The organism is Dyadobacter sp. UC 10 (assembly GCF_008369915.1).
Classification (GTDB): Bacteria; Bacteroidota; Bacteroidia; order Cytophagales; family Spirosomataceae; genus Dyadobacter.
The window spans coordinates 4,212,566-4,236,798 of record NZ_VSRN01000001.1; the positions used below are offsets into that span (position 1 = coordinate 4,212,566).

Sequence of the window (24,233 nt, forward strand, 5' to 3'; positions counted from 1 at the left end):
TCGATTTTATGAAAATGGGTCAGTGACCCTGATTCGCCTGATTTTTTTACATTGCCCAGGCTTTCTGCCCTGGTTTGAGATCAATGCAGCCGTCGTATCTTCCGGGAACCGGTACATATTCCAGCGCCTGGGTGGCGCCGACTTCAGACGTAAAATAGCCCAGCAAAGTCAGCTCTTTCATAAGCCTGAAAAATGGAACACCCGCGTCGCTGTATTCCTTGCCGGCCTCAGTGTATTTCTTCTTATCTTCTTCTGCTCTGGCTTTTTTCTCGGTCGCAGCTTTTAGCATTTCATTTTTTGCTGTCGTTTCCATTTCTTTCAGGATGGTCGTCTGTTCAGCAGGAGAAGATTTCATAAAATCCTTCTTTTCCAACATTTCCAAACCCTTCTTGAAGCTGTCCTGATCTTTCTCAGCATAGCAGTCTTTCAGCATTTTTTCGATAAACTCACCAACTTTCGCATCTTTTGCGCCAGGTGTGTCGGTCTTTGGAATGATTATTTCGGCAACTTCTGACACTAATGCCTTGCGTTCGGGGGAAAAGGAGAAAGAAGTAGCGGAAGTCGTATCAGTAGTGGATTTACAACCTTCCAGAAAAGCCAGCATTGTTGGGGCGGAAAGGGTTCCTCCCATCAAAAGCGCCACTCGGCCAAGGGCATCACGTCTTTTCATTATGATATAGGTATGATATTGGTTAACAATCCAAAATGTAATAATACATTCGATTAATACAATTTTAAACAATCCGACTAAATTATGAAATATTCTAAATCGAATTCGTTAGAATAATTCTATATAAAGAAAGTTGCGGATAGTGCCCTGATTCCCAATCAGCTCGAATTGATTAAAATCGCATTAAAGTTCTCGCTGTTGTCCCGGATGAGATAATAATGGAGGTAAAACGCCTTAGAGTATCATTAAATTGCAACCGCGGATATCAGAATTGTCGAATCTGCCCATCACATAAAAGCTTCCGTTGCTATTGCCGAAACGGCCCAGGTCCTGCGTTTCGATAAATGAACAGGTATCAAGATTCGCCAGGTCGATCACATTGATACCTCCGGTTTTTGAGCCACTGATGTTGTGGTCATATACCGATAACGGATCATTGATATCGCGTAAAAAGATCCGCATCGTCCTGCCTGGTGTAAAGAGCCCCGCCCCACCTGAATATCCCTGGGAAAGCAACTCTGTCATGCCATACTCGGAGTGGATATGGTCCACACCAAATGCATGGATAAGTATATCATGAACTTCTTCCCTCAGCATTTCCCGCCTGCGTCCCTTCATTCCACCCGTATCCATGATCATCAGGTTGCGGTTTTCCTGCAAAAACCGGAGGTCATAGTCGCTCTCAGCAAGGTCCAGCAGGGCGAACGTAACACCGATCAGAAGAATTTTCCTGCCATCTGGTTTGCTGGTCAGATTTTCAAGACTTTTCAGCATTTCAGAAGTGTTATGCAAATAAAAGCCTGAAAAAGGGGAGCCGCTTTCCTCAATAAAATGTTGCAGCATATACACGAGCGAAGAGTTGTTTCGTTCAAGGTATGACGGCAGTAGGGCTAGGATATGGAAGTTGCCGAGGGCTCCGTATTTTTCTTCGAATATCTGAGTTGAAACAGCACGGTACAGTGCAGGATCATAGAGATTGTGGTGACTGGTTTGCTGTCCTGTGGTACCACTGCTTTGAAAAGTGACTTCGCCTTTTGAGATGCTGCCGGTTGTTATGGTGTGCGTTTTGAAAAACTGAATGGGTAGAAAAGGAATATCCGTAAGGCATGTAATATGCTCAGTGTTGATGTTCAGATGGTTAATGAACTGGTTATAGATCAGATTATGTTCGGCCTGGTAACGGAATATTTGTAGCGCCAGCTCGTCGAAATCGGAGGGATCAAATGTCAGGACCTGGTTTCTGAGGCGCTGCCTGAGTTCAGTAGCCGCTATATTGTTTTGAAGTGCCAATACTGTTACTTTCGTAGTAATATAAATACAAAGTTAAAAATTGAAGTGATATGAAGCTGAAAGTTTCCCTGTTCCTCTTATTTGCGGTGTCTATGGCTGGATGTGTTGATATTCCCGATTTCGATGAGACGCCGCGGATTTACTATAATGGAATCGATCAGTATACCGAAACGGACACAGTTTCGGGAAAGCTGCAACGGACAGAAATGGTGACCATAACCGTGGATTTTGAAGATGGTGACGGAGATTTAGGTGCATCCTCGGAAGATGTTCAAAAAACTGACTTTACCTCCGCCTATAAGAATGTACCTGGCTGGGGAATGCCTGCAAACTATGAGCTCGTAACAATGATCCAAAACAGGGATAGTACCTGGTCGGAAACAGTAATGGAGGGTGACAGCTTCAAATTTTTTCCATTATTGAAACCAGACGGGAAAGCCGGGCCGATCAAGGGCAAGCTAGATCTCAAAATACCTTTCAGGTATCTGGACAACGCAGTTCTTACGAAAGTGAAATTCAAAGTCCGTATCATCGACAGGGCATTTCATATCAGCAATCAGCTGGATCCGCCCACAGACGAAGTGACAGTTCCCGTTTACAGATAAAATTGAATAGAAAAATCGAAGAAAGAACGCCGGTACTATCAAGCAGTGCCGGCGTTTAATATGATGCGGAAAGTTGTTCCTTTACCGATCTCCGAACTCTTTACGAATAGCTTACCCGAGTGGTAGTTTTCAATTATGCGTTTGGCAAGCGTCAGTCCGAGTCCCCAGCCTCTCTTTTTTGTACTGAAACCAGGATTGAAAATCTTGTTCATACTGGCCTTCGTCATTCCCTTTCCGGTATCTGCAATATCAATCCACAATTCGTTGGTATGAGGAGGTGCCTGTAACGTAACATTGATCTCGCCGATCCCTCCCATCGCGTCTACTGCGTTTTTGCAGATGTTCTCGATTACCCATTCAAACAGGTTTTTGTTCAAAAGTGCCGTTTGCTGGTCAGCCAGCTCATCAAATACAGTGAATTTGACCTTGGAAGAAACCCTTTTTTCAAGATAGGTAACAAACTTGTGAACAATTTCCGCAATCGGCTCTGCTTTCAATGTCGGCACGGAGCCGATATTTGAGAAGCGGGTGGTGATCATTTCAAGCCGGATCACATCCTTTTCGATTTCCTCTGCAATAGATGGGTCAATAGCGGGATCACTCCTGAAATATTCCACCCACGCCATGAGCGATGAAAGCGGCGTTCCCAGCTGGTGGGCAGTCTCTTTCGCCAGACCGACCCAAACCCGGTTCTGCTCGGCCTTTCTGGCAGAACTGAATGCGAGGTAGGCGAGGTAGCCGATCAAAAGCATCACGGAAAGCTGTAAAAAAGGATAATATCGCAGCTGCGTGAGCAGGAACGAATTACTGTAATAAATATAACCCGTGCGGCCCTTACCCAACTCTACCGGAATAGGAGGATGTTCCAGTTTCATAACCGACAGTTTTTCCTGAATCATCCGCTCTTTTTCCTGAGCACTCACAGTCGTTGGAAAATCAATGTTCATGGTCCGGTCGGGCGAAGTCAGGTTGTTTTCATCCACATAAATGGCCGGGATCTGGTAAAAATTGACCGCATCCTGAATAACCTGATAAACCACGTTGAAATTCTCGTCAAGCGGGCTGTTCACTACATAGCGCAACCCCTCTGCGTAAAGCTGCACTTCTCTTTCTTCGCGCTGTTCGAGTTCTTCTACAAGCTTGTTGGTATAAAAGAGGGAACTAATGCTGAGCAAAAGCAAAATGACGCCGATCAGATATTTGTACGCACTTTTCTGATCATAAGTATCCATCAGCGACCTGCGCAGGCGCTGGCTGTTTAGGATAGCTGCCGGGTGCAGCCGGAATCGAGGTTTTTGCTTTGGGGTTTGGCTGATCATTCAGTTGCCGTGGCACGAGCGGCCGGAAATTTATGTTACAATACAAATAACGCAAATTATTTAAGCTTAGTGGATTTGAGCGAACCTAAGTTCACAGCTTTATCACCTCAAAAGCTGACCAAACTCATATTTTCAGGTGGTGCAGCAGCGTTACTTAGCGTAGTGAAAGAGGCTTTTATTTAAATGCTTTCTAAATAAACCGCTTACTCTGCTATAGCTTTTCTATTGAGATTTTGTGCCGTATTTTTGTGTATTGAATTAGACAAAGTGATGTATAATCAGTTCAAGTTAATAAGCTTATCACATCGGAACGCTCCTCTTGCCATCAGGGAACAGCTAGCATTGAATGAGGCGGAAGCAAAGAGCATCATGCTTCGTCTGAAGGATTTTTTCGATGTTTCTGACGTCCTTGTTGTCTCTACCTGCAATCGTACCGAAATATATTATTCAGCCTCATCTGATCTGAATGAGGATATTATAAAGTTACTTCTCATCGAGAAGGGTATTGTTGACACTGATCTTTTTAAAGCATATTTCGAGTCTTTTGAAGATGGTGAACTTGCGGTTCAGCATTTGTTTCAGGTAGCTACCGGCCTGCAATCGCAGGTGGTGGGTGACATGCAAATCCCAAACCAGATCAAGCATGCTTATCAATGGTCGGCCGATATGAATATGGCCGGTCCGTTTTTGCACCGCTTGCTGCATACTATCTTTTTTGCCAACAAACGTGTTGCTCAGGAAACGTTTTTCCGCGACGGGGCCGCCTCCATATCTTATGCGGCTGTTGAAATGCTGGAAGGACTGATGCCGAATCCTAAAATTCTGATTGTCGGACTAGGTGAAATCGGGACGGACGTTTGTAAAAATCTTGCTGAAAACGCGAATGCAGATGTCACACTGGTGAACAGGACGCGTAGCAAATCGGATGAATTGGGCGTATCACTCGGTTTCAGGGTGGTTGATTTTTCCGAAATCGAAACTGAGATTTCAAGAGCAGACATTATCGTATCTTCCATTGCCCGCAATGAGCCCTTTTTTACAAAGGAAATGATGGTTCGCCTGCGCGGTATGTCATTTAAATATTTCATTGATCTTTCTGTTCCGAGAAGCGTTTCTCCGGAAGTAGAGGAAATTCCTGGTGTAATGCTTTATACCATTGATTCCATCCGCTCCAAAGCGGACGCAGCTCTGCACCGCCGCCTGGGAGCGGTACCTCATGTCAGGGAAATTATTGACGAAGCAGTACTTGAATTCAATGACTGGTCAAGAGAAATGGTTGTTTCTCCTACTATTCAAAAACTGAAAGGAGCGCTGGAACAGATCAGAAAAGAAGAGCTTACCCGTTTTACCAAAAACCTGAGCGATTTGGAACTTGAAAAAGTGGAGCGCATTACCACTAGTATGATGCAAAAAATCCTGAAACTTCCCGTGCTCCAACTGAAAGCTGCTTGCAAGCGCGGAGAGGCAGAAACACTAATTGATGTATTGAACGATCTGTTTAACCTGGAAAAAGTTAGCTCGGATCATTGACAAAATATAATGTAAAAGGCTCCCGCGAATATTCACGGGAGCCTTTTTTTACACAAAATAGAGAGAGGGTGGCACTGCCACCCTCTCTATGTATTACCTTACCCTCCACAATAATTAATTGTATTCTTTGATTGGCCGCAACAAACGGCACGATCTTAACCAATTCAAACAGATCCTGCTGAGTACTTAATCTCTCAACAGATTTCAAGCAGGTCTGACCATATTTACGACACTGCCGGACTTTTGGATCATACAGTACAATATTTTTTTATCTTCAATCTCTGTTCATGAAACCGATCATCTTATCCAGGTTCATGCTGCGGGCAGATGCGTCGAAGATTTCGCGGTAAATGCCGTGCCGCTCGTAAAGTTCTATGTGAGTTCCCTGTTCCGATACCCGTCCTTTTTTCATCACATAGATCTGATCGGAGTCCAGGATCTGGGAGAGGCTGTGCGAAATAATGATAACTGTCCGGTCCTTTTTGATAGCATCCAAACTATTTTTGATCTGCTCCGTCGCAATTGCATCCAGACTGGCTGTGGGTTCGTCCAGAATAATTATGGGCGGGTTTTTAAGGAAAAGCCGCGCGATCGCGATCCGCTGTTGCTGGCCGCCGGAAAGCATCTGGGCATCGGTATCGTAATGATTCGTAAGCTCCATGATCTGGTCGTGCAGATAGGCTTTCTTGGAGGCTTCGATCAGCTCTTCCCACGAAGCGTCCAGTTTGCCGTAGCGGATATTTTCCGCAATGGAACCTTTGAAAATGTGGTTCTTTTGAAGTACCATGCCGATCGCATTCCGCATGGAAGGAAGATCGTAATCCTGCAAAGGTTTACCATCCAATAGAAGCCTGCCTGAATCGGGCGCATAAAATCCGACCAGCAGATTGATAAGCGTACTTTTTCCAGCACCCGACAATCCGACCAGCGCAGTCGTATGCTTTGATTTAATATTCAGGTCAATATTGAAAAGTGCCTTTGTTCCATTCGGGTAAGTAAATGAAACATCTTGCAAGTCGAAATCACCTTTAAAGATTGGCGAAGGCAGATTTCCGCTCTTCTCAATAGCACCATCCGCATCCAGAATTTCGAAGAAACCTTCTGAATACGTCAACGCGTCGTTCATTTCGTCGTAGATCCTGTGCAGCTGCCGGATCGGAGCGGATACATTATTGAAAAGCAGGATATGGAACATGATCGCACCAATTGACATTTGCTGATCCAGCACCAGGTAAGCAGTCAGGATAATGATCAGGACCACGCCGATCTGCTCAATGAAGCTCTTAATACCGTCGTAGGCGAAATTGGTTTTGCGCGTCTTCAATTGCGACTCCATCAGTTCCTGCTGAAGCTGGTACTGCCGGTTGCCTTCCAGCTTTTCCCTGACAAAGGATTTGATCACAATAATGGATTCGATCAGGTTGATCAGACCGCTGCTTTTGTTCTCTCGCTGGCGTTTCAACTTCCGTCTGACGCCCTGCAACTCCTCCGCTTGCCTGTAACTTACCCAGAAATACACGGGTAAAATCGCCAGTGCAATGCTTCCAACATAGATATTGGCAGAAAACATAATAGCGAGCGCAACCAATGCATTGGCAAAAAGAGGCAGGATATCAATGAAAAAGTTCTGGATCAGCTTGGTCAGACTTTCCACCCCACGATCAATGCGGGTTTGCAGCTTACCTTTCTGGTTCTCATTATCGCTGAAAAATGCGAGATTGTAGGAAAGTATTTGATTGACAGCCCTTTGTGAAAGATCGCTGGAAACATTGATCCGGATCTTCTCACCAAAGTAGCGCTGACCGAAGACGATAAATGAATTAACGATTTCTTTGATGAACAGAATTAGCGAAATGCGTATCAGCAAATCCCGGCCCTCGATAATTCCAAAGTGATTGTCCAGCAGGGACTGCACAGTATCCACCGTGTACCGAAGCACCCAGGGGTTAACCTGCGCGGTTACAGCTCCCAGTAAAGTAAGAAACAACGCGAAAGCGATCTGCTTTCGGTACGGTTTCACGTACGGTTGGAGACGCTGAAAAATTTGCCAGATATTCATCTAAACTATTTCTTACCCGACCTTTTGATCGGCCTGCCGTATTTCTGCATCTTTTCTTTCGCATGATCACGGCGGACATTTACTTTTTTATTCTTCGCAAGTTTTTCATGAAATGCAGGACCTACGTCTTCGCGTTTTGGCGCTTTAAACAGAATATCCTTCATGAAGATTTTCGGCTCCTCGTCAGGCGTAAGTATTTCGGAAATTTTCAGGTTTTCGGGAAGTGGCACAATGGGGATTTTGAATTCCATCAAATCCTCAATTGCTTCCTGATATTCCTTTTCTTTTTCGGTGATAAATGAAATTGCAACCCCTTTCCGGTCCGCACGCCCTGTCCGGCCTATTCGGTGAATGTAGTTTTCGGGTGATTCGGGAATGTCAAAATTAAAAACGTGCGAAACTTCCGCTATATCGAGGCCGCGGGCAATGATGTCAGTCGCGATTAATAGCCGGTAAGTACCGTCGTGAAACTGCCGGATCGTATTGAAACGGTGATTTTGCTCCTTATTGGAATGCATTACGCCGATTTTATTAAGATAGCCCAATTCAAGCTGACCGTATAGCAGATCCGCCAGCTTTTTGGTAGCGACGAAGATCAGTACTTTGTTCATTTCTTCGTGTTGTTCCAACAGGAGGTCGAGCAGGTTTACTTTGGTGTAAAAATTAGGGACCTCATAGGCATACTGCTCAATATTGTCCAGCGGGGTTCCTGCGGGAGCAGCCTCGACCCGCACCGGGTTATTGAAATACTCCTGCATCAAATTCTCGACATCCTGCGAAAGTGTCGCCGAAAAGAGCAGATTTTGCCTTTTTTGAGGCAAAAGATCGAGTATGTTTTTGAGCTGGGTACGAAATCCCAGATTCAGCATTTCGTCTACTTCATCAATTACCAGCTTTTTGATCGCCTTTGTTTTCAGCGAACCATTGAGCGCCAGATCATACAAGCGGCCGGGTGTAGCCACCACCACATCGGCCCCATTGTGCAGCTCGGCCATCTGGACTTTGATATTGCCGCCCCCATAAACGCCAACTACTTGGAGCGTCAGGTAAGTGCTTAATTTTCTTACTTCTTCAACGACCTGCACAACTAGCTCCCTGGTGGGAACCAGTATCAGAAGTTGAGGCAGCCTGTCCTTTGAAAATTCAAGCTGGCGAAGCGTAGGCAGCAGGTAAGCGATTGTTTTTCCTGTTCCGGTCTGGGCAATACCGCATACGTCTTTTCCAGACATCATCACAGAAAATACCTTGTGCTGAATGGTGGTCGGGGATGTATAGCCTGAATCATGTAATGCGTTCAGGAGGGGTTTTGTCAGGTTTAATTCTTCAAATGTCATAACGCAATTCAAATTGAGGCGCAAAGTTAAACCTTATCTGTGGTAAGTAATGTTCCGGGCCTGGTAACCGCGAAGTTCCGCGGAGCGGATCTGTGATAGGTATTCTTAAAGTTTCAGAAGTATTTTCCTGGAAATCACCTGGTTCCGGGAGTTGGGGTTCAAAAAAGTGATATTTACCCCTGAGAAAGGGAAATCATTGCTGCTTCCCAAAATGCGCAAGTCGGGCCTTAATGCCCTGAATTCTTCCAGCAAATGCTGATGGGTATATACCCAACAATTCTTTTGAGCGATCAGCTTTCTAAAGTCACCCGTTTCACGAATCCGCACACCCGAATAAAATTCCAGCGTATAGGGCGCGCCTGCCTGATAGCTGAAAAGGCGGTTATCCTCGACACCATCTGTTTTAGCGAGTAAGCCAAGTGTAGATCCCGCCTGGTACCGGGAAAGATTAGGATAGTAGTAGCTGTTCAACACCAGGTTTCCACCTATCGCGATCACGATGCAACATATCAGCAGCTTGTTTCTAAATGAAGAGAAAAACACCAGCCATGTGAAAATGCTGAGCATGCCCATGTAGTGGATCAGGCCATAATAGTTATTGTCGGAGAATGGATACCAAACGATCCAGAAAAGCAGGGCCAGCGCCAGATAGCAGAGCACGACCTGAATGATATAAATTTTTTTGGCAAAAACCGGGGCAGGTTGCTCATAGAATGTCCTGGATATATATTCAGCAGCGAAGATCGCGCCCAACGGATAAAGCAGAAAAGCATCAGTTGTCGTCTGATAGGGATTCAGTGACAATAATATGAAGGGTGCCAGCAATGCATATAGTGGAAGCGATCGATACGCGGCGTTTTTGCCACGCTTGTCTTTCCATGCGGCTTTCAATTGTTGCCAGATACCCAGAATCAGAAAAATAGTCCAGGGGCTGAATGACCATAATAAAATGATGCTGAGAGAAAAAGGGGTAAAGCGCGATGACGTGTCGTCCAATGTGCCTTTTGAAATAATAACGAGTGCCAGGCCGAGCAAGGTTAATATGAAATTTTGCAATCTTTTATCACGGAGACAGGCTGCAAGCTGCCAGATCGTAAATGTATAGAATGCAGTGGCGTAGGTGTCGGGATTTACATTCTCGTTTAAGATAAATGTACTTTGCAGCGTGGCGGTGATAAGTGTTGCCAGTTTGCTCACGCCGGGTGTGCAATAAATTCGGGCTAATCTGTTTACCGAAAACAAACAAAAAATCATTGCCAGAAAGCCCGGTATGCGATAAGCTATGTGGTTAGGGCCGAGGATTGCCATGAAAATTCCTGACACCCACAAGGTAAACGGTGCTTCCCCTGCATTGCTAATAATCCCCTCCAAAAGACCTGATTGGCGGTAATTGTGAAGAATTCGTGCGGTGGTCGCTGCCAGTCGGCTGGCCTCACCTTCATGCAACGTTACAAACCACCCGATGATGTTTACAATGCAGGATGCAACTATTCCCCAAAATATAAACCTGCCAAAATTCTTGTGTTGCACAGACCTGGGTTTTGGAATGATCAAATAAAGAAAGGGCATTCTCAGCTGAGATGCCCTTCTTTTTTTCAAATAATAGTGTGCTAACGGGTGCGCAGCCGGCCGGTGTTCCGGTTGTAAGTTCCCAGAGGGAAGCTTAGTCCGACATTAATGCCCCAGTTATTGTTCTTTATATTTGAATTGTTATCCAGCCTGGTTACATCCAGAAGGCCGAATCCATAGCGTGCGTCAAAGTTGAGCCAGATTTTCTCCTGCAACCTGAAATTTACTCCCGCACCGACCACTCCGCCGAGGTCGAAGGGGCTGTAAACGCGGTTGTTGGAATCACCGTTAATATTATCACCATTCTTATCCCGTGCTCCTACAAGGAAGTTTAGCGAGGGGCCGAGAAAAATCTTGGGGCGCACTGCGTCACCGTATTTGCCAAAAAAGAAGGTTGCCAGAAGGGGGGCCTGTATGTAGTTCAGTGTGACTGCATTTCGCTTATCATCTGTTTGGGCGCCCATTTGAGTAAAAAGAAGCTGACCGCTGAAACCAAAGCCTGTTTCTGAGCTGTAATTATAAAAACCGCCGACGGTTAATCCCGGTTTCCAGGCCGTATTGTTAATATCGCCTCGAAAATTGGCAATGGAAATGCCGGCGATCGGTCCTATGGAAACGTTTTCCTGAGCTTGTGACTGCTGAACACAAGCAAATGTGACCAGTAGTAAAATAATGCAATTTCTCATTTGAGTTGAGTTTGGGTGTGTTTGACTAATGTCGTAGAAAAATGCGTACCAGCGAGACCCCAAAAGATTATAATGCTGATAGCGATCCTATTGCCCAAGCGATGAATGGTATTTGGATAATTATATTTATACCGTATCTGGCAAAACCGGGGAAATTCGTCTACAAGTGTATACGTTCACCTCAAAAATTGAATAAGTAAGTGGGGTATTGGGTTTGAAATAATACAGAGGCGTAGGACCCGTAATTCAACATTCACTATTAACAACATTTCGATGAATTGTCCAGCCCGAATCACAGACACGCGTTTGGATTTTCACGAATGCGCCGACATTTCGGTTAAACGTTGTTGGTGAAAAAGCCTAATTCCTGATAGGAGATGAGCAAAATCGCAATCACGGCCAAAACAAGTCCCCATTTGTTAGAATTATTCAGCTTTTCCCTGTAAATAAGCCAGGCCGCCGCAGAGGAGACAAGCATCGTCAGGATATTATAAATCGGAAATACGAAGGCGGCACTGTTTCCGAAAGAAGCCAGGGCGAGCAGCAGGTAATAAAGTGACAGAAAATTCGGAACACCCAGTATCAGCCCGCCAATCACGCTTCTGAATAGCAGTTTCTCTTTATATGCGAAGATTCGGTAGATTAATATGCTCGTTCCGATGATCACTGCGCCTGTGCAGGCGATGATCATAAAAACCGTTGTCTGGCCAGGTTCATAGTATTTGACCGACAGGAAATTGATTAAGGTATTGTTCGTCCCGGATGCAAGAAATGTCAGTACCGGAAATAGCCACAGTGCTCCCAATACGCTCTGGTCAGCGCTCTTACTTTTATCTTTCGTCTGAATCGCTCCCAATGCGAGCGCAACCAATGCTAAGACCAGCCCGGCGTAGTTCAGGACGGTGAAGTCTTTATTGTTGTTTTTGAATATAAAAAGGCCAAACAGGACCGGGATAACCAGTGACATATTACCAGCCAGTGAAGTAGCCGTTACACTCACTTTTTGGGCAGTGAGGCCAATCAGCATGAATGCAGTCACAAACATCAATCCCAGTGAAAGCGTAAGTAACGTACCCTGCGAAAGCCACTCAATTTTTTGGAATACTGCTAAATCAGAAGTAAGGGCAAGGCCTGTCAGGACACAGGAATAATAATTAAAAACTACAGCGTGAAATGAATTGATGCGATAACGCGGATATGCCCGCATAATCAGGTAAAGGGCAACGGTGAATGCAACTGCCAGTGCAAAGTAGAGCATTTGAGATTATTGCTGGAAAAGTAGTTCGTCTATAACCCGGGGGTAATGTTCGTATTCCAGGGCGTGTACGCGGGTAGCCACCTCATTGGCAGTATCGGCGGGGTCCAGGTCGCAGGAAGCCTGAAAAATAATGTTTCCTTCGTCATAGTGCTCATTTACATAATGTATTGTAATGCCGGATTGCTTGTCACCCGCATTGATCACGGCTTCGTGCACGAAATGCCCATACATACCCTTGCCGCCATATTTTGGTAAAAGAGCGGGATGTATATTGACGATTTTGTTGGGAAAAGCAGCTACGAGCGCCGGCGGTACAAGCATCATAAACCCGGCCAGAACAACCAGGTCAATACTTTCGTTTTGCAGAATCTGTGGAATTTTACCGGTTTGGTAAAATGTTTTTTTGTCAAAAAAAACCACCGGGATCTGTAAGCGGCACGCCCTTTTGATTACTCCGGCCATCGGATTGTTGGTAAAGATCAGCGAAACTTCAACATCCTCTCTGTCTGCAAAATGTTCACTTATTTTCTCTGCGTTCGTGCCGGAACCGGAAGCGAAAATGGCTATTCTTTTCATTGGTGTAGTGAAATTATATCGATGAGCTGATCTGAAATAATCTGACAAAGCTAAAAAAGAACGGCTAAGGAAATCCTTCAAAAGCCGTTCTTTGCTAAAATCGTATGAGAATGCTGCTTTTTCAGTAAATTTTAGTGAGTTCACTATAACCCATCAGCTTACCTTTCCGGTAAGTTTCTGTTTTCAAATCCCAGATTACGCCGGGTGTGCGGTATGAAATAGTTTGCATATCCATTTTAATAGGAAATCCCATCACCATTTCCATATTCATATCTGCGGAAAGCTTGTAGGCATCAAATGTTCCCGCCGGAATAGTAAGCTTTTCCTGGCTGGTTACATTTCTGTTTTTGATCAGCATATTAAAAGAAACCGGTGCCGCGCCCGATTTTGCCTCGCCTTTTACCGAAGCATCTTTGAGTTTGTCGCCAACCTGGTATTTGGCAGGATATTCAATGTTGTCGTAAGTGAATTTCATCTCCATTCCCTGAAACGATTTCATTTGTTCCTGGTTTACAAGGGAACTTGCGTCGAGTACCATCACATTTCCGTCGCATTTCATTTCGTATGTATTTTTCAGTTCCGACTTTCCTTTGTTGCTGAAAGATTCCATATCGATCTTGAAAATAGTGAATGCGCCATCTTTGGTGACCTTTGCGATTTTGTAAATCATCTTGCCGGCAGGCCTTCCCTTTGCGTCAAAATTGTCCATCTCAAATCCCGAGCCTTCTTTGAGCGTAAGACCAGCACAATCCTGGGCATATGTATGCAGGCTTGTTGAAACAAGACAAATGATTGTCCATAGTAAAAGCTTTTTCATAGTCAGTCGGTCAATTGGTGATTGGTTTAAAACCTGTAAATATACTTTCTTGAACACGTTTAGCCGCTTAACTGCGGTGATATTGATTTAATGGAAACTTTAAAGAAAGTCAGGCCCAGATCATTGTCAGGAGTCCAAGGAGCATAATGATTTTACATAAGCTGCTGATTTCCCTGAAATCACGTCGGGTATCCGCCCGTGAAAGTTTAAATGCGAGATATAACAGGGGGAGAAGCAGCAGGATAAAAAGCAGGACGAGCAGGCTGTTGTTCAGGACACGGGCCATCACAAACAATGCGAATACAAAGAGTACCAGCACGATGTACAGAAAATTCCTTGTCCGCGGTATCCCCCAGATAATAGGCAATGTGCGGCAGCCGTGCGCCTGATCGCCTTTGATATCTTCCATATCCTTGACAATTTCCCGCACCAGGGAAATGAAAAAGGAGAAAACGGCGTAAATGAATACCAGATGCCGGTTTGCAGGGTAATATACCGTCAGTATAAGCAGGGTCATTGCGGTGAGCAGTGACACAATAAAGTTGCCTATGAAAGGCAGCCGCTTAAACCGCTCGGAATAAAACCACAGCAGCGTTATTGAAAATACATTGATAACGAAGATGTACGGACTAACCGCGAGACCGAGAATGGCACCCAGTACGTTCAAAATCTGATGTGCGCCTATTGCCCAGCGCCGTTTCAGGTACCTGCCCACCACGACCCGCTCGGGTTTGTTGACAATATCTATCTTGACATCGAAATAATCGTTAATAATGTAGCCTGCGGCGGCAATGCAAACTGTCGACAGGGATAGCAGGAAAAGGTCGGGGTCGGATATGATCGCACGCCAGTCTTGCCGGGGACCGATAAGTAGTATGCGGGTAAGGTACTGTGTTAATGCGACAATGATCAGGTTAGTTGCCCTGACAAGCCGCGCGCTTCCCGCGATATAATCCCGCAATCTGATTTTTGACCTGGCCGACACATTCATGCAGGTTGACGCTGAAAAGAAGGTTTAGAGGATAAAATTATTCATTTTAAAGCATTAACGACAATTCTTTACTTCTTTATCCATTCAGGGGATAAAAAACGATTATTTGTTGTTAGCTGAAATGAAAGCGCCCGGGCTCTTCCGGCAGTCGGGACATTTAACTATTTCGATAACATTATGAAAATCGGTATTGTATGCTATCCAACCTTCGGAGGAAGTGGTGTGGTAGCTACCGAACTAGGTAAGGCGCTCGCCAAAGCCGGTCACCAGGTTCATTTTATAACATATTCACAACCTCAAAGACTCGATTTTTTTAACGAGAATCTCTACTACCATGAAGTAAATATCCCTGCCTATCCATTATTTCAGTACCCACCCTACGAATCAGCACTTTCAAGCGAAATGGTGCATGTTGTGCAGAATGCGGGCCTCGATTTGCTCCATGTTCACTATGCAATTCCCCACGCTTCGTCTGCATATCTAGCAAAACAGATACTTGCTCAGCAGGGCATTCACATACCGGTGATCACGACATTACATGGTACGGACATCACGCTGGTCGGTAAGGATGAGTCTTACGAGCCTGTGGTGACGTTTAGTATCAATCAATCCGATGGCATTACCGCTGTTTCAGAATCGCTGAAAAAGGATACTTACAGCCATTTTAACATAACGAAGGACATTGAAGTAATCCCGAATTTTATTGATCTGGACCGCTTTAACAGGCAAAAGAAAGACCATTTCAAGCTAGCTATCTGCCCCAACAACGAAAAGCTGATTGTTCATACTTCCAATTTCCGCAAGGTAAAGCGGATTGATGATGTAGTGATGATTTTTGAAAAGCTTCGGAAATTACTACCCTGCAAGCTGTTGCTTGTCGGCGATGGCCCCGACCGGGCCCGCATTGAGCGGCTTTGTAAAGACCTGGATATGCTTTCGGATATCCGTTTTCTGGGTAAGCTGGATGCGATCGAGGAGGTTCTTTCCGTAGCAGACCTGTTTTTAATGCCTTCTGAATCAGAAAGTTTCGGATTGGCTGCACTGGAAGCCCTGGCTTGTGAGGTACCTCTGATTACTTCCAATGCCGGCGGACTGCCCGAGCTGAACCTGCATGGCGTTACCGGATTTCTGAGTAACGTGGGCGATGTGGACGATATGGTAAAGCACGCGGCCTATATTTTGAGAGACGACAATTTGCCGACGTTCAAAACGAATGCATTGGCCCGGGCAAAAGAATTTGATGTTGCCAAAATATTGCCACACTACGAATCCTACTATGAGAAGGTGGTTGAAAGCAGTCGGGCAATTGAAATATAGGGCGAAAGTACAACTGGCCGCTCATAACCGGCCCTGACCTTTTACAGGCCTAATGCCTCATTTGGTAGGATTTTCTTTATATTAGTGTGCTATTTTACCTAGGTTTGCGTTATACAGAGAAGAAAACTTTTGAAAAATGAAACTGGTATTTAACATAATTCTCATATTCTTGCTTTTGATAGCGTTCGTTCCTTTTTTTAGAAACTTCATTTTCCATTTGCTGGTAGGGCGAAAATTGGTAAAGGAGCAGGAAAAGATATTCAGGGCGCACCAAAAGCAGCAGGAGCAGAGGACAAAGAATGGCGTGCGCGTTGATAATGTTCCTCCTGATGCCAATTCTTCCAAATTTCGGGGCGGTGAATATGTAGATTACGAAGAGGTCAAGTAATATATTCTTTTGAAATTATATGTGAAACCGGTGCTTTCGAGCGCCGGTTTTTTTTATTTATCCGGGATGTAAAAATGCTATCAGTTAACTAACTTAGGCTTCGAAGTACTGGTGAAATGTTAGTTCCTGCTAAACCCGACCGTCAATGCAAAGCACATTACCGTTCTCTCCGAAAGCTTTCTTACTTGGCTTTATCTTTACTTTTTTAATCGTCGGAAATACATTTGCTAAACTTCGGGTGGTGCAGGATACTATTCCGCAGGCATTGCTTTCCGAGCCGGATCAATACGTTTCACTTGGCCCGAAAATGTCACTTGCGGTAGGGATAACATCGCTGGCCGTTGTTTTGGTGAATAATGTATTGTCTTTCGAAGGTATCCTGGAAAATGCCTACGCAGTTTATTCAATGGGAATTGCCGCTGGTTTGGCTGCAATTGTTTTAGGGATAACCGGTCTGGTGAGCCGCGCCAGAGTCAGGAAAGCAAACCCGCCTGGGCTCGACAAGCGAAAGCTGGTCAAAGCGAAAAGGCGCTCGCTTACCGGCATTCTGCTCGGGTTTCTCGGTATTATTTTCTCGGTTCTATTGATTCTGGCGCAGAGTGGAATGATTGGTTTCAGCGCATAGCTATTGCTTGATGACCTTAAAAACGTTTTTCCTGCCTTTCGATTCTACCATTATCATATAAACGCCAGGAGTCAGGGTAGAGATAGGTATCTCTTCCTTCAACTTGCGCGACGACATTTGCATGATCAACCTGCCCTGTAAATCGTACAGACTTAAATTTTTACTGGCAGTGTTCTCAAAAGTCAGGGTAAGCAACTCCTGGGCCGGGTTAGGGGCTACTGTCACTTTGAAAACCGGATCGGGCTCCGTCGCCGTGATCACTTCTACTCTGACTGTCGACGGATTTTCAATAGTTCCGGATCCGCAGCTATTCGCGACCCGGAATAGCCGGTAATATTGATTGGGAGAAGCCTGGAAAAGCTCGAAAACATCCGTTGCATTACTTGTGTGTCTTGTAAAGGACGTGAAGTCAGTCCCATATTGGTATGTCCAGGGAGCTCCGCCTTCTAACAAAACGGTGATCACCGGGTTTGTTTTACCATCAAATATGACAGATTCGGAAGCGAATCTCGCTTTTGCTTTTTGTCCGGCCGTTAGCGCGTAACTGTATGCACTGCTCGCTGTACCGGCATCACTGGCGATCACTTTAATGCGATATTGCCGGTTTGAGAATAGATCGGTCGGCAAAACCGCTTTGAGCGGACTTGTATTATTTAATGTAGCAATCTGGCGGTAAGTAAGGCCGAGCGTGTCTGAAATCTGAACTGTGAATTTATTACCCGCAGTGAATGTACCGGTAGCGCGGTATTCAACGGCAATCGTATCACCTGTACAAATCCCACTGCTGCTGAGGGAATTGACCAGCAAAATGCTGATATTTCGCTCGGAAGGCGGGTTCACTTCCACCACAGCCGATCCGCTCTTTATTCCCTCTCCGCAGGCATTGGAAACCGAAGTGATAGTATATGTAGTTGTCTGTTTTGGCCTGACTTCAATATAATTAACCTGCCCCTGACCCGAATAGATGTTTCCTGTCGTGCCATCAGACAATACATATTTCGGACTATCAGAAGTGTATTTATTCGTTTTTAAAATGATGTAGGTACCTTCTCCGCTATTCACAACCGAATTTCCGCTCAGTGTGAGGTTTGGCTTGGTAGTAATGCTCATATTGATAATGCTTTGCAACGCATATTTCTTTACCGTCGCCACGATCTGATATTGGCTTCCTGTGAGCGTTTGCGGCAGTTTGAGCACAAGCTGACCAGCCGGTACCTTCGTCGAATCGAGCAACAGGGAAGTGCGGGTGCTGAGGTCTACCAGTTCGAAGCGAATGTAGTCATCGGCCAGGTCCGCGTCTCCGTCGAGGCTGTAGGTGATTTTTGAAGATCCTCCTTCACATACACTCCATGAATCGGAAGTAACTGTAAGCCTCGGTCTTACATTGACTTTAATAGAGCCGGAAGCAGTTCCAAAGCCACAAGAATTACTTACCGATTTAATCGTATAAGTCTTGCTTGTTGTAGGTTGAAAATACACATTCTCAGGGCTGCTGTAAGTGTTTCTGATGACAGTATTATCATCCCAGATAGTAGTCCACGGGGAAGAACCGGTAAAAATCAGCCTTGCCACTATGTTTTGTCCAGCTTCGATAGTTTGTTCCGAGCCGCCGTTTTCCGGCTGCACGATCACAGTTGGCGGCACACCAACCTGTATATCATAGTAATCTGAAATAGCGCCGTCGGAAGAGATTACCCGGACCCGGTAGTGTCCCACACTCATATCAGCCGGCAGGTCGGCGCGAAGGATCCGGTCTTTTACACCGCTCACCAATGTGAGCAGATCTGATGAATTTAGTTTGTTCAGCTGAAGGGAGTAGGTGGCATTGTCTGCGGCAGTACCGTCCACGATTCCGAAAGGTACGGCAATCGGCCCGCCCGCACATGCCCTGGTATTATACATATTGGAAAGCTGAATGCGGTAGGGCATTTTAATCACATAACCCAGCATATTGACCGGTGTGCTGCCGCATGCGTTTTTCGCGGATTTAAATTCATAAACCGAGGTTTGCCCATTTTCGGAAATCATCGGAATATAACTCGAGTTGGCATTAGGGTTGGTATAAGTATGTTCCACGCCGTTCAGGGTATAGGTTACTTCCGTAAGCGGCCCGGCATTGGATTGCAAGCTGAATTCCCTGGTCCCGTCGGTATTCATAAACCGGTAGGGATCATATTCTTTTGATTGAGGATAAAGATAAAATTCGCCTGGGGTAGTCTGGATCGATATTATCTGCACCTCCGTGAGCAAAACGGGATTGGTAGAGGAAACGCGGATAGCGCCATTATTCTGCGCATAGTATTGAACAGGTATTTTGACTTTGTATTTGCCAGCCTTATCCACGGTCAGAAAATTTTGAAAAGTGCAGCAATTATTATAACCCTGCACGATAAATTGATTACCCGCGCCAAACTGACCTACCGCGCCGAAAACGACTTCAATGCTGTCGGTACTGCACACAGTCGGTTTAACAGGTTCCAGGTAAATGCCGGGATTGGCTGCATTGGTGACGGTCAGGCGTACGCCGGGCGGATTGTCATTGCGGTAACAGGAATTGCTGATCGATTTGATCTTAAAATCCATACTCTCGCGCAGGAAGAATTCCTCTGACAAATAGTTACTGGTTGGACCATCTTCCACAGTACCATCAGTGTATTCCAGTTTGTGAGGGCCACCGCCAAGCAGGACGTAGTTCAATCTTACCTGCGACGGCATTTCATAGGTAAATGTGTTGTTGTAGCCTGCAAACGTAATATTGGGCACACTCTGAGCTAATATATTGTAAGATTCCTGCGACTGCATGGTCGGATTTGTCGTAACAACCTGATAGGTACCTCCTATATACCCTCCCGGCTTGGACGGCAGATCAAATTCAATATAATCGCCGGATCTGGATGCATTGAAAGTGCTCACTGCGCCATTGGAGCTATCCCTTAGTTTTACCTGATAGGTGGTAGCATCCGTGAGCTGGACATTCGTCGCAATCTTGATCCGTGCTCTTTTTCCCGCGCATATAATCTGCGGCGTCGGCATTTCCTCGATCCTGATTCCAGGCCGGACCTTGATGACAACCGTCTGTGGTTTGTCAAAAGTGATGGTACCGCAGCCGGAAGAGACCGACTTTAAAGTATACGATTCATCGCTTGCAGGATTAACCAGAAAATTGAGTGAAGAACTGAAACTGCTCACTTTCATACCGTTCACAAGCTCGGCTGTAAAAGGCGGTAATCCGGTAGCAACGATATCAAGAGAAGCATTTTCGCCGATCCCGATAATCTGGCTGGATGAGTTAAATACCGCCGACGGTGCTGCTGCCACCATGAATGACTGCTCTGACCAGCTGCTCACTGTGGCGGGGTTCTCGGTGACTATGCGTACGAAAAATTGCCTGTAACCATCCACCCTGTATTGCGTCGGAAATTTGGCGATAAGTGTATTACCTTCAATTCTGGCAGCTACTTCGGCGGAAGAAGTACCGTAAACATCTTCCAGAAAACGAAGTTTGTATTTTGTTTGGGGGGTGAAGACGTTTTCAGAGGCGGAAAAGCTGATGCGGATCTCTCCATTCTCGCAAACGGCGACAGGCGTAGCTGCTATCACTTTAACAGATGTTGCGTTTACAACTGCGCGGTAAGAGCCGGAAACCTGCATGGCGCCGCAAACATTTTCAGCGTGCGCAATGTTAAAATTACCGGATTGCTTTACAAGCATTGATTGTACCGTACTAAATTCATACGGGCTGGGGTAAAACGAGAATCTGGTGCTGTCAGCCATCGTAACGCGCACCTCCGTGGAGCTGAATCCCGAGAAGGCAATCCTTGCATCATCATAGGCATTCAACGTATCTGTGACGGCTAACGGATTCAGGATAACGCGGCCTTTTGAATGTACGAAAAGCTGGGCGGACCATTCACTCTGCACACGGGGAGAGGAAGATACAACCCTCATTTGAACCCCGGAATTGGCAAAAGTAAGCGAATCAGTCACACTCAGCTCCAATGTATTGGAATTCAAAGTAGCAGGTACTTCTTTCAGTATGGATGAAAACTCTCCCTTGCGGATCTGGACGATAAATTTATTGTCTGCATTGAAAGTTCCGCTCGTAATAATCGGTAGCGTGTACTTCGTGTTAAGGCAGGTTGACCAGGAGAAATTGCTGGAATTGATGAGGATTGTAGGGTTTTGGGCATTCGCTGTGCCTGCTGTAAATAGCAAAAGCGCCACAAAAGTGATGGCGTAAAGTTTCCGCATGTAGAAGAGGTCGTTAAAAAGCCCGACCATTTGGTCGGGCTGGGTATTAAGTAACTGCAATTATAATAATTTACCGGCTGAGATACAGATTTCTTTCTCCATATATTTTCTGGAAAAATTCGTCCTGCAAATCATCAATAAAGTAGATCGCTTCTCCTGTCGATTTCATTTCCGGCCCGAGTTCTTTATTGACGTTCGGGAATTTGTTAAAAGAGAACACAGGAATCTTGATCGCCCAGCCTTTTTTGACAGGCTTGAAGTTGAAATCGGATACTTTTTTGTCACCCAACATCAGCTTCGTCGCATAATTCACGTAAGGTTCCTGGTATGCTTTGCAAATGAAAGGTACTGTTCTCGAAGCCCTTGGATTCGCTTCGATCACATAAACAATACCATTTTTAACGGCAAACTGCACATTGATAAGCCCCTTCACGTTCATCGCCAGCGCTATTTTACGCGTATGTTCCTCAATTTGGCGGATTTCGTCTGCCGAAAGATCGAACGGCGGCAAAGCTGCGTGTGAGTCTCCCGAGTGGATACCTGCGGGCTCAATGTGCTCCATTACACCAATGATATATGCGTCTTCCCCGTCGCAAATCGCGTCGGCTTCCGCTTCGAGGGCGCCTTCGAGGAAATGGTCAAGGAGGATATTGTTGTCAGGTATATCGTGCAGGATTTTTACAACGTGCTGTTCCAACTCCTTTTCATTGATCACGATCTTCATGCTCTGTCCACCCAAAACGTAGCTCGGACGAACCAGCAGCGGGAAGCCCAAAGTTCTCGAAAGTTCAACCGCCGCATCGGAAGTACGTACCGTTCCGAATTTCGGGAATGGAATTCCGAGTTCTTCAAGAAGTGACGAGAAACGACCGCGATCTTCTGCCCAGTCGAGCGAATGGTAGCTGGTTCCAATGATCTTCACACCATATTTTTCCAGTTTTTCAGCCATTTTCAAAGCTGTCTGCCCGCCGAGCTGCACGATCACACCTTCCGGTTTTTCATGCTCGATAATGTCGAAAACGTGCTCCCAGAATACCGGCTCGAAGTACAGTTTGTCCGAGATATCCGGGTCAGTAGAAACCGTCTCCGGATTACAGTTGATCATAATTGTCTCGTAACCAGCCTCTTTTGCGGCCAATACGCCGTGCACGCAGGAGTAGTCAAATTCAATACCCTGGCCGATCCGGTTTGGACCTGAGCCGAGTACCACGACTTTCTTGCGGTCGCTTACGATCGATTCGTTATCAGGATATTCCTGGGAAGTATTGAAAGTAGAGTAGTAGTAAGGTGTTTTTGCTTCAAATTCCGCCGCGCAGGTGTCTACGCATTTGTATACACGCTTGATACCAAGCGTTTTCCTGCGGTCATAAACTTTACTTTCCTTGGTACCTAATAAATGGGCAATCTGACGGTCGGCGTAACCTTTTTGCTTGGCTGTAAGCAAAAGCTCCTTGGGCAGGTCTTCCAGGTCATATTTCTCGATCTGGTGTTCCAGCTCGATCAGTTCTTCGATCTGGCGCAGGAACCAGGCGTCGATCTTAGTCAGATTCTGGATTGTTTTGAAAGACAAACCGATTTTGAATGCATCATATATATGAAACAGGCGATCCCAGCTCGGATGCGCCAGACTATATTTGATCGCTTCCTGGTCACGCAACTCGCGGCCATCCGCTCCTAAACCATTTCTGCGTATTTCCAGCGACTGACACGCTTTTTGCAATGCTTCCTGGAAATTACGCCCGATACCCATAGCTTCCCCAACCGACTTCATTTGAAGACCAAGTGTCCGGTCTGCGCCTTTGAATTTATCGAAGTTCCAGCGTGGTACCTTTACGATTACATAGTCAATCGAAGGTTCGAAAAATGCTGAAGTACTTCCGGTAATCGGGTTGATCAGTTCGTCGAGATTATAACCGATTGCCATTTTGGCGGCAATCTTAGCGATAGGGTAACCTGTTGCTTTTGAGGCTAATGCCGAGGAGCGTGAAACACGAGGGTTGATTTCAATGGCGATGATCATATCGTCGGCAGGGTTTACCGAGAACTGTACATTACAGCCGCCCGCAAATTTTCCTATCCCGTTCATCATCTTGATCGCCAGGTCACGCATTTGCTGGTAAAGCGTATCGGGCAGCGTCATAGCCGGGGCCACCGTGATACTGTCACCTGTGTGAACACCCATTGGGTCGAAGTTTTCGATCGAACAGATAATGATCACATTACCATTATTGTCGCGAAGCAGTTCGAGCTCATATTCTTTCCAGCCCATTACACTTTGCTCCACCAGTACTTCGTGTACCGGCGAGGCGTGCAGACCGTAGTTCAGTGCTTTGTCGAAATCCTCTTCTTTTTCCACGAAACCTCCACCGGTGCCGCCCAATGTAAATGAAGGACGTATTACAAGTGGGAAACCAATCTCCTGGGCGATTTCTTTTCCTTCCAAAAACGACCTGGCAGTGCGTCCCTTGCAGACATTCACACCCAGTTCCAGCATTTTTAACCGGAATTTCTCTCTGTCCTCGGTGGTTTCAATCGCTTTGATATCCACACCGATAATATCCACATCATATTTTTTCCAAACCCCAGCCTTGTCGCAATCGATGGCCAGGTTTAGCGCCGTCTGGCCTCCCATTGTCGGCAACACCGCGTCGATCGGCCTGCCGAGTGCTTTGTGCTTTTCAAGGATCTCAACGATATATTTCTTTTCCAATGGCAACAGATACACATGATCTGCGCTGATCGGGTCAGTCATGATCGTTGCCGGGTTGGAGTTGATCAGGACCACTTCGATTCCTTCCTCACGAAGCGACCGGGCCGCCTGGGAACCTGAGTAGTCAAATTCACAAGCCTGACCTATAACAATGGGACCTGAACCGATAATCAGAACGGATTTGATATTCGTATTTTTGGGCACAGTAGATGGTAATTTTTGTAGAAATAAAGGAAAT

Annotated in this window: 18 protein-coding genes; 5 read left to right on the plus strand and 13 right to left on the minus strand. The window is 45.7% G+C overall.

What is annotated here, in order from left to right; translation table 11 throughout:
- Positions 1 to 46 precede the first annotated feature (46 nt).
- Both FXO21_RS17500 and FXO21_RS17505 read right to left on the minus strand, forming a co-directional pair.
- Positions 47 to 670: a gluconate 2-dehydrogenase subunit 3 family protein gene (locus FXO21_RS17500; RefSeq protein WP_149641287.1), complete on the minus strand. Its 624-nt coding sequence runs from the start codon at positions 668 to 670 to the stop codon at positions 47 to 49.
- Positions 671 to 904: 234 nt separating this feature from the next.
- Positions 905 to 1,960, minus strand: coding sequence for a LuxE/PaaK family acyltransferase (locus FXO21_RS17505; protein WP_149641288.1), 1,056 nt, complete (start codon positions 1,958 to 1,960; stop codon positions 905 to 907).
- 50 nt (positions 1,961 to 2,010) lie between these two features.
- Here FXO21_RS17505 and FXO21_RS17510 point away from each other — a divergent pair, with 50 nt between their 5' ends.
- Positions 2,011 to 2,565, plus strand: coding sequence for a hypothetical protein (locus tag FXO21_RS17510; RefSeq protein WP_149641289.1), 555 nt, complete (start codon positions 2,011 to 2,013; stop codon positions 2,563 to 2,565).
- Positions 2,566 to 2,603: 38 nt separating this feature from the next.
- Here the strand turns inward: FXO21_RS17510 and FXO21_RS17515 are convergent, their stop codons facing one another.
- The gene (locus FXO21_RS17515) at positions 2,604 to 3,884 is read right to left on the minus strand and encodes a sensor histidine kinase (RefSeq protein ID WP_149641290.1); all 1,281 of its coding nucleotides are present in this window, start codon (positions 3,882 to 3,884) and stop codon (positions 2,604 to 2,606) included.
- A gap of 270 nt (positions 3,885 to 4,154) precedes the next feature.
- Between FXO21_RS17515 and hemA the strand changes: the two genes are divergently transcribed.
- Positions 4,155 to 5,414: a glutamyl-tRNA reductase gene (gene hemA / locus FXO21_RS17520; RefSeq protein WP_149641291.1), complete on the plus strand. Its 1,260-nt coding sequence runs from the start codon at positions 4,155 to 4,157 to the stop codon at positions 5,412 to 5,414.
- Between the two features lie 274 nt (positions 5,415 to 5,688).
- On the opposite strand, the gene FXO21_RS17525 is transcribed toward hemA, so the two are convergent.
- From FXO21_RS17525 to FXO21_RS17560, 8 genes are all read right to left on the minus strand, one after another.
- On the minus strand, positions 5,689 to 7,434 hold the full coding sequence (locus FXO21_RS17525; RefSeq protein ID WP_225865736.1) for an ABC transporter ATP-binding protein: 1,746 nt from the start codon (positions 7,432 to 7,434) through the stop codon (positions 5,689 to 5,691).
- A 44-nt stretch (positions 7,435 to 7,478) separates the two neighbouring features.
- Positions 7,479 to 8,807: a DEAD/DEAH box helicase gene (locus FXO21_RS17530; RefSeq protein ID WP_149641293.1), complete on the minus strand. Its 1,329-nt coding sequence runs from the start codon at positions 8,805 to 8,807 to the stop codon at positions 7,479 to 7,481.
- Between the two features lie 105 nt (positions 8,808 to 8,912).
- A complete protein-coding gene (locus FXO21_RS17535) occupies positions 8,913 to 10,337 on the minus strand; it encodes an ArnT family glycosyltransferase (RefSeq protein ID WP_192579233.1) in 1,425 nt (474 codons plus the stop codon).
- Between the two features lie 80 nt (positions 10,338 to 10,417).
- The gene (locus FXO21_RS17540) at positions 10,418 to 11,062 is read right to left on the minus strand and encodes a porin family protein (RefSeq protein ID WP_149641295.1); all 645 of its coding nucleotides are present in this window, start codon (positions 11,060 to 11,062) and stop codon (positions 10,418 to 10,420) included.
- A gap of 337 nt (positions 11,063 to 11,399) precedes the next feature.
- Positions 11,400 to 12,320, minus strand: a complete 921-nt coding sequence (locus FXO21_RS17545; protein ID WP_149641296.1) for a hypothetical protein — start codon at positions 12,318 to 12,320, stop codon at positions 11,400 to 11,402.
- A gap of 6 nt (positions 12,321 to 12,326) precedes the next feature.
- Complete coding sequence (gene purN, locus FXO21_RS17550; RefSeq protein ID WP_149641297.1) at positions 12,327 to 12,896, minus strand: phosphoribosylglycinamide formyltransferase; 570 nt, start codon at positions 12,894 to 12,896, stop codon at positions 12,327 to 12,329.
- A gap of 121 nt (positions 12,897 to 13,017) precedes the next feature.
- Positions 13,018 to 13,713: a TapB family protein gene (locus FXO21_RS17555; protein WP_149641298.1), complete on the minus strand. Its 696-nt coding sequence runs from the start codon at positions 13,711 to 13,713 to the stop codon at positions 13,018 to 13,020.
- Positions 13,714 to 13,822: 109 nt separating this feature from the next.
- Positions 13,823 to 14,704 (minus strand): geranylgeranylglycerol-phosphate geranylgeranyltransferase, encoded by an 882-nt coding sequence (locus tag FXO21_RS17560; RefSeq protein ID WP_149641299.1) that lies wholly within the window; start codon positions 14,702 to 14,704, stop codon positions 13,823 to 13,825.
- 177 nt (positions 14,705 to 14,881) lie between these two features.
- Between FXO21_RS17560 and bshA the strand changes: the two genes are divergently transcribed.
- The 3 genes from bshA to FXO21_RS17575 all read left to right on the plus strand — a co-directional run bounded on the left by bshA (position 14,882) and on the right by FXO21_RS17575 (position 17,034).
- Positions 14,882 to 16,021 (plus strand): N-acetyl-alpha-D-glucosaminyl L-malate synthase BshA, encoded by a 1,140-nt coding sequence (gene bshA, locus FXO21_RS17565; protein WP_149641300.1) that lies wholly within the window; start codon positions 14,882 to 14,884, stop codon positions 16,019 to 16,021.
- 136 nt (positions 16,022 to 16,157) lie between these two features.
- Complete coding sequence (locus FXO21_RS17570) at positions 16,158 to 16,409, plus strand: DUF4834 family protein (protein WP_149641301.1); 252 nt, start codon at positions 16,158 to 16,160, stop codon at positions 16,407 to 16,409.
- Positions 16,410 to 16,554: 145 nt separating this feature from the next.
- Positions 16,555 to 17,034 (plus strand): hypothetical protein, encoded by a 480-nt coding sequence (locus FXO21_RS17575; RefSeq protein WP_149641302.1) that lies wholly within the window; start codon positions 16,555 to 16,557, stop codon positions 17,032 to 17,034.
- Here FXO21_RS17575 and FXO21_RS17580 read toward each other — a convergent pair whose 3' ends face one another.
- Both FXO21_RS17580 and carB read right to left on the minus strand, forming a co-directional pair.
- A complete protein-coding gene (locus tag FXO21_RS17580) occupies positions 17,035 to 21,345 on the minus strand; it encodes a T9SS type A sorting domain-containing protein (protein ID WP_149641303.1) in 4,311 nt (1,436 codons plus the stop codon).
- 10 nt (positions 21,346 to 21,355) lie between these two features.
- A complete protein-coding gene (gene carB / locus FXO21_RS17585; RefSeq protein WP_149641304.1) occupies positions 21,356 to 24,199 on the minus strand; it encodes a carbamoyl-phosphate synthase large subunit in 2,844 nt (947 codons plus the stop codon).
- Between the last annotated feature and the right edge of the window lie 34 nt (positions 24,200 to 24,233).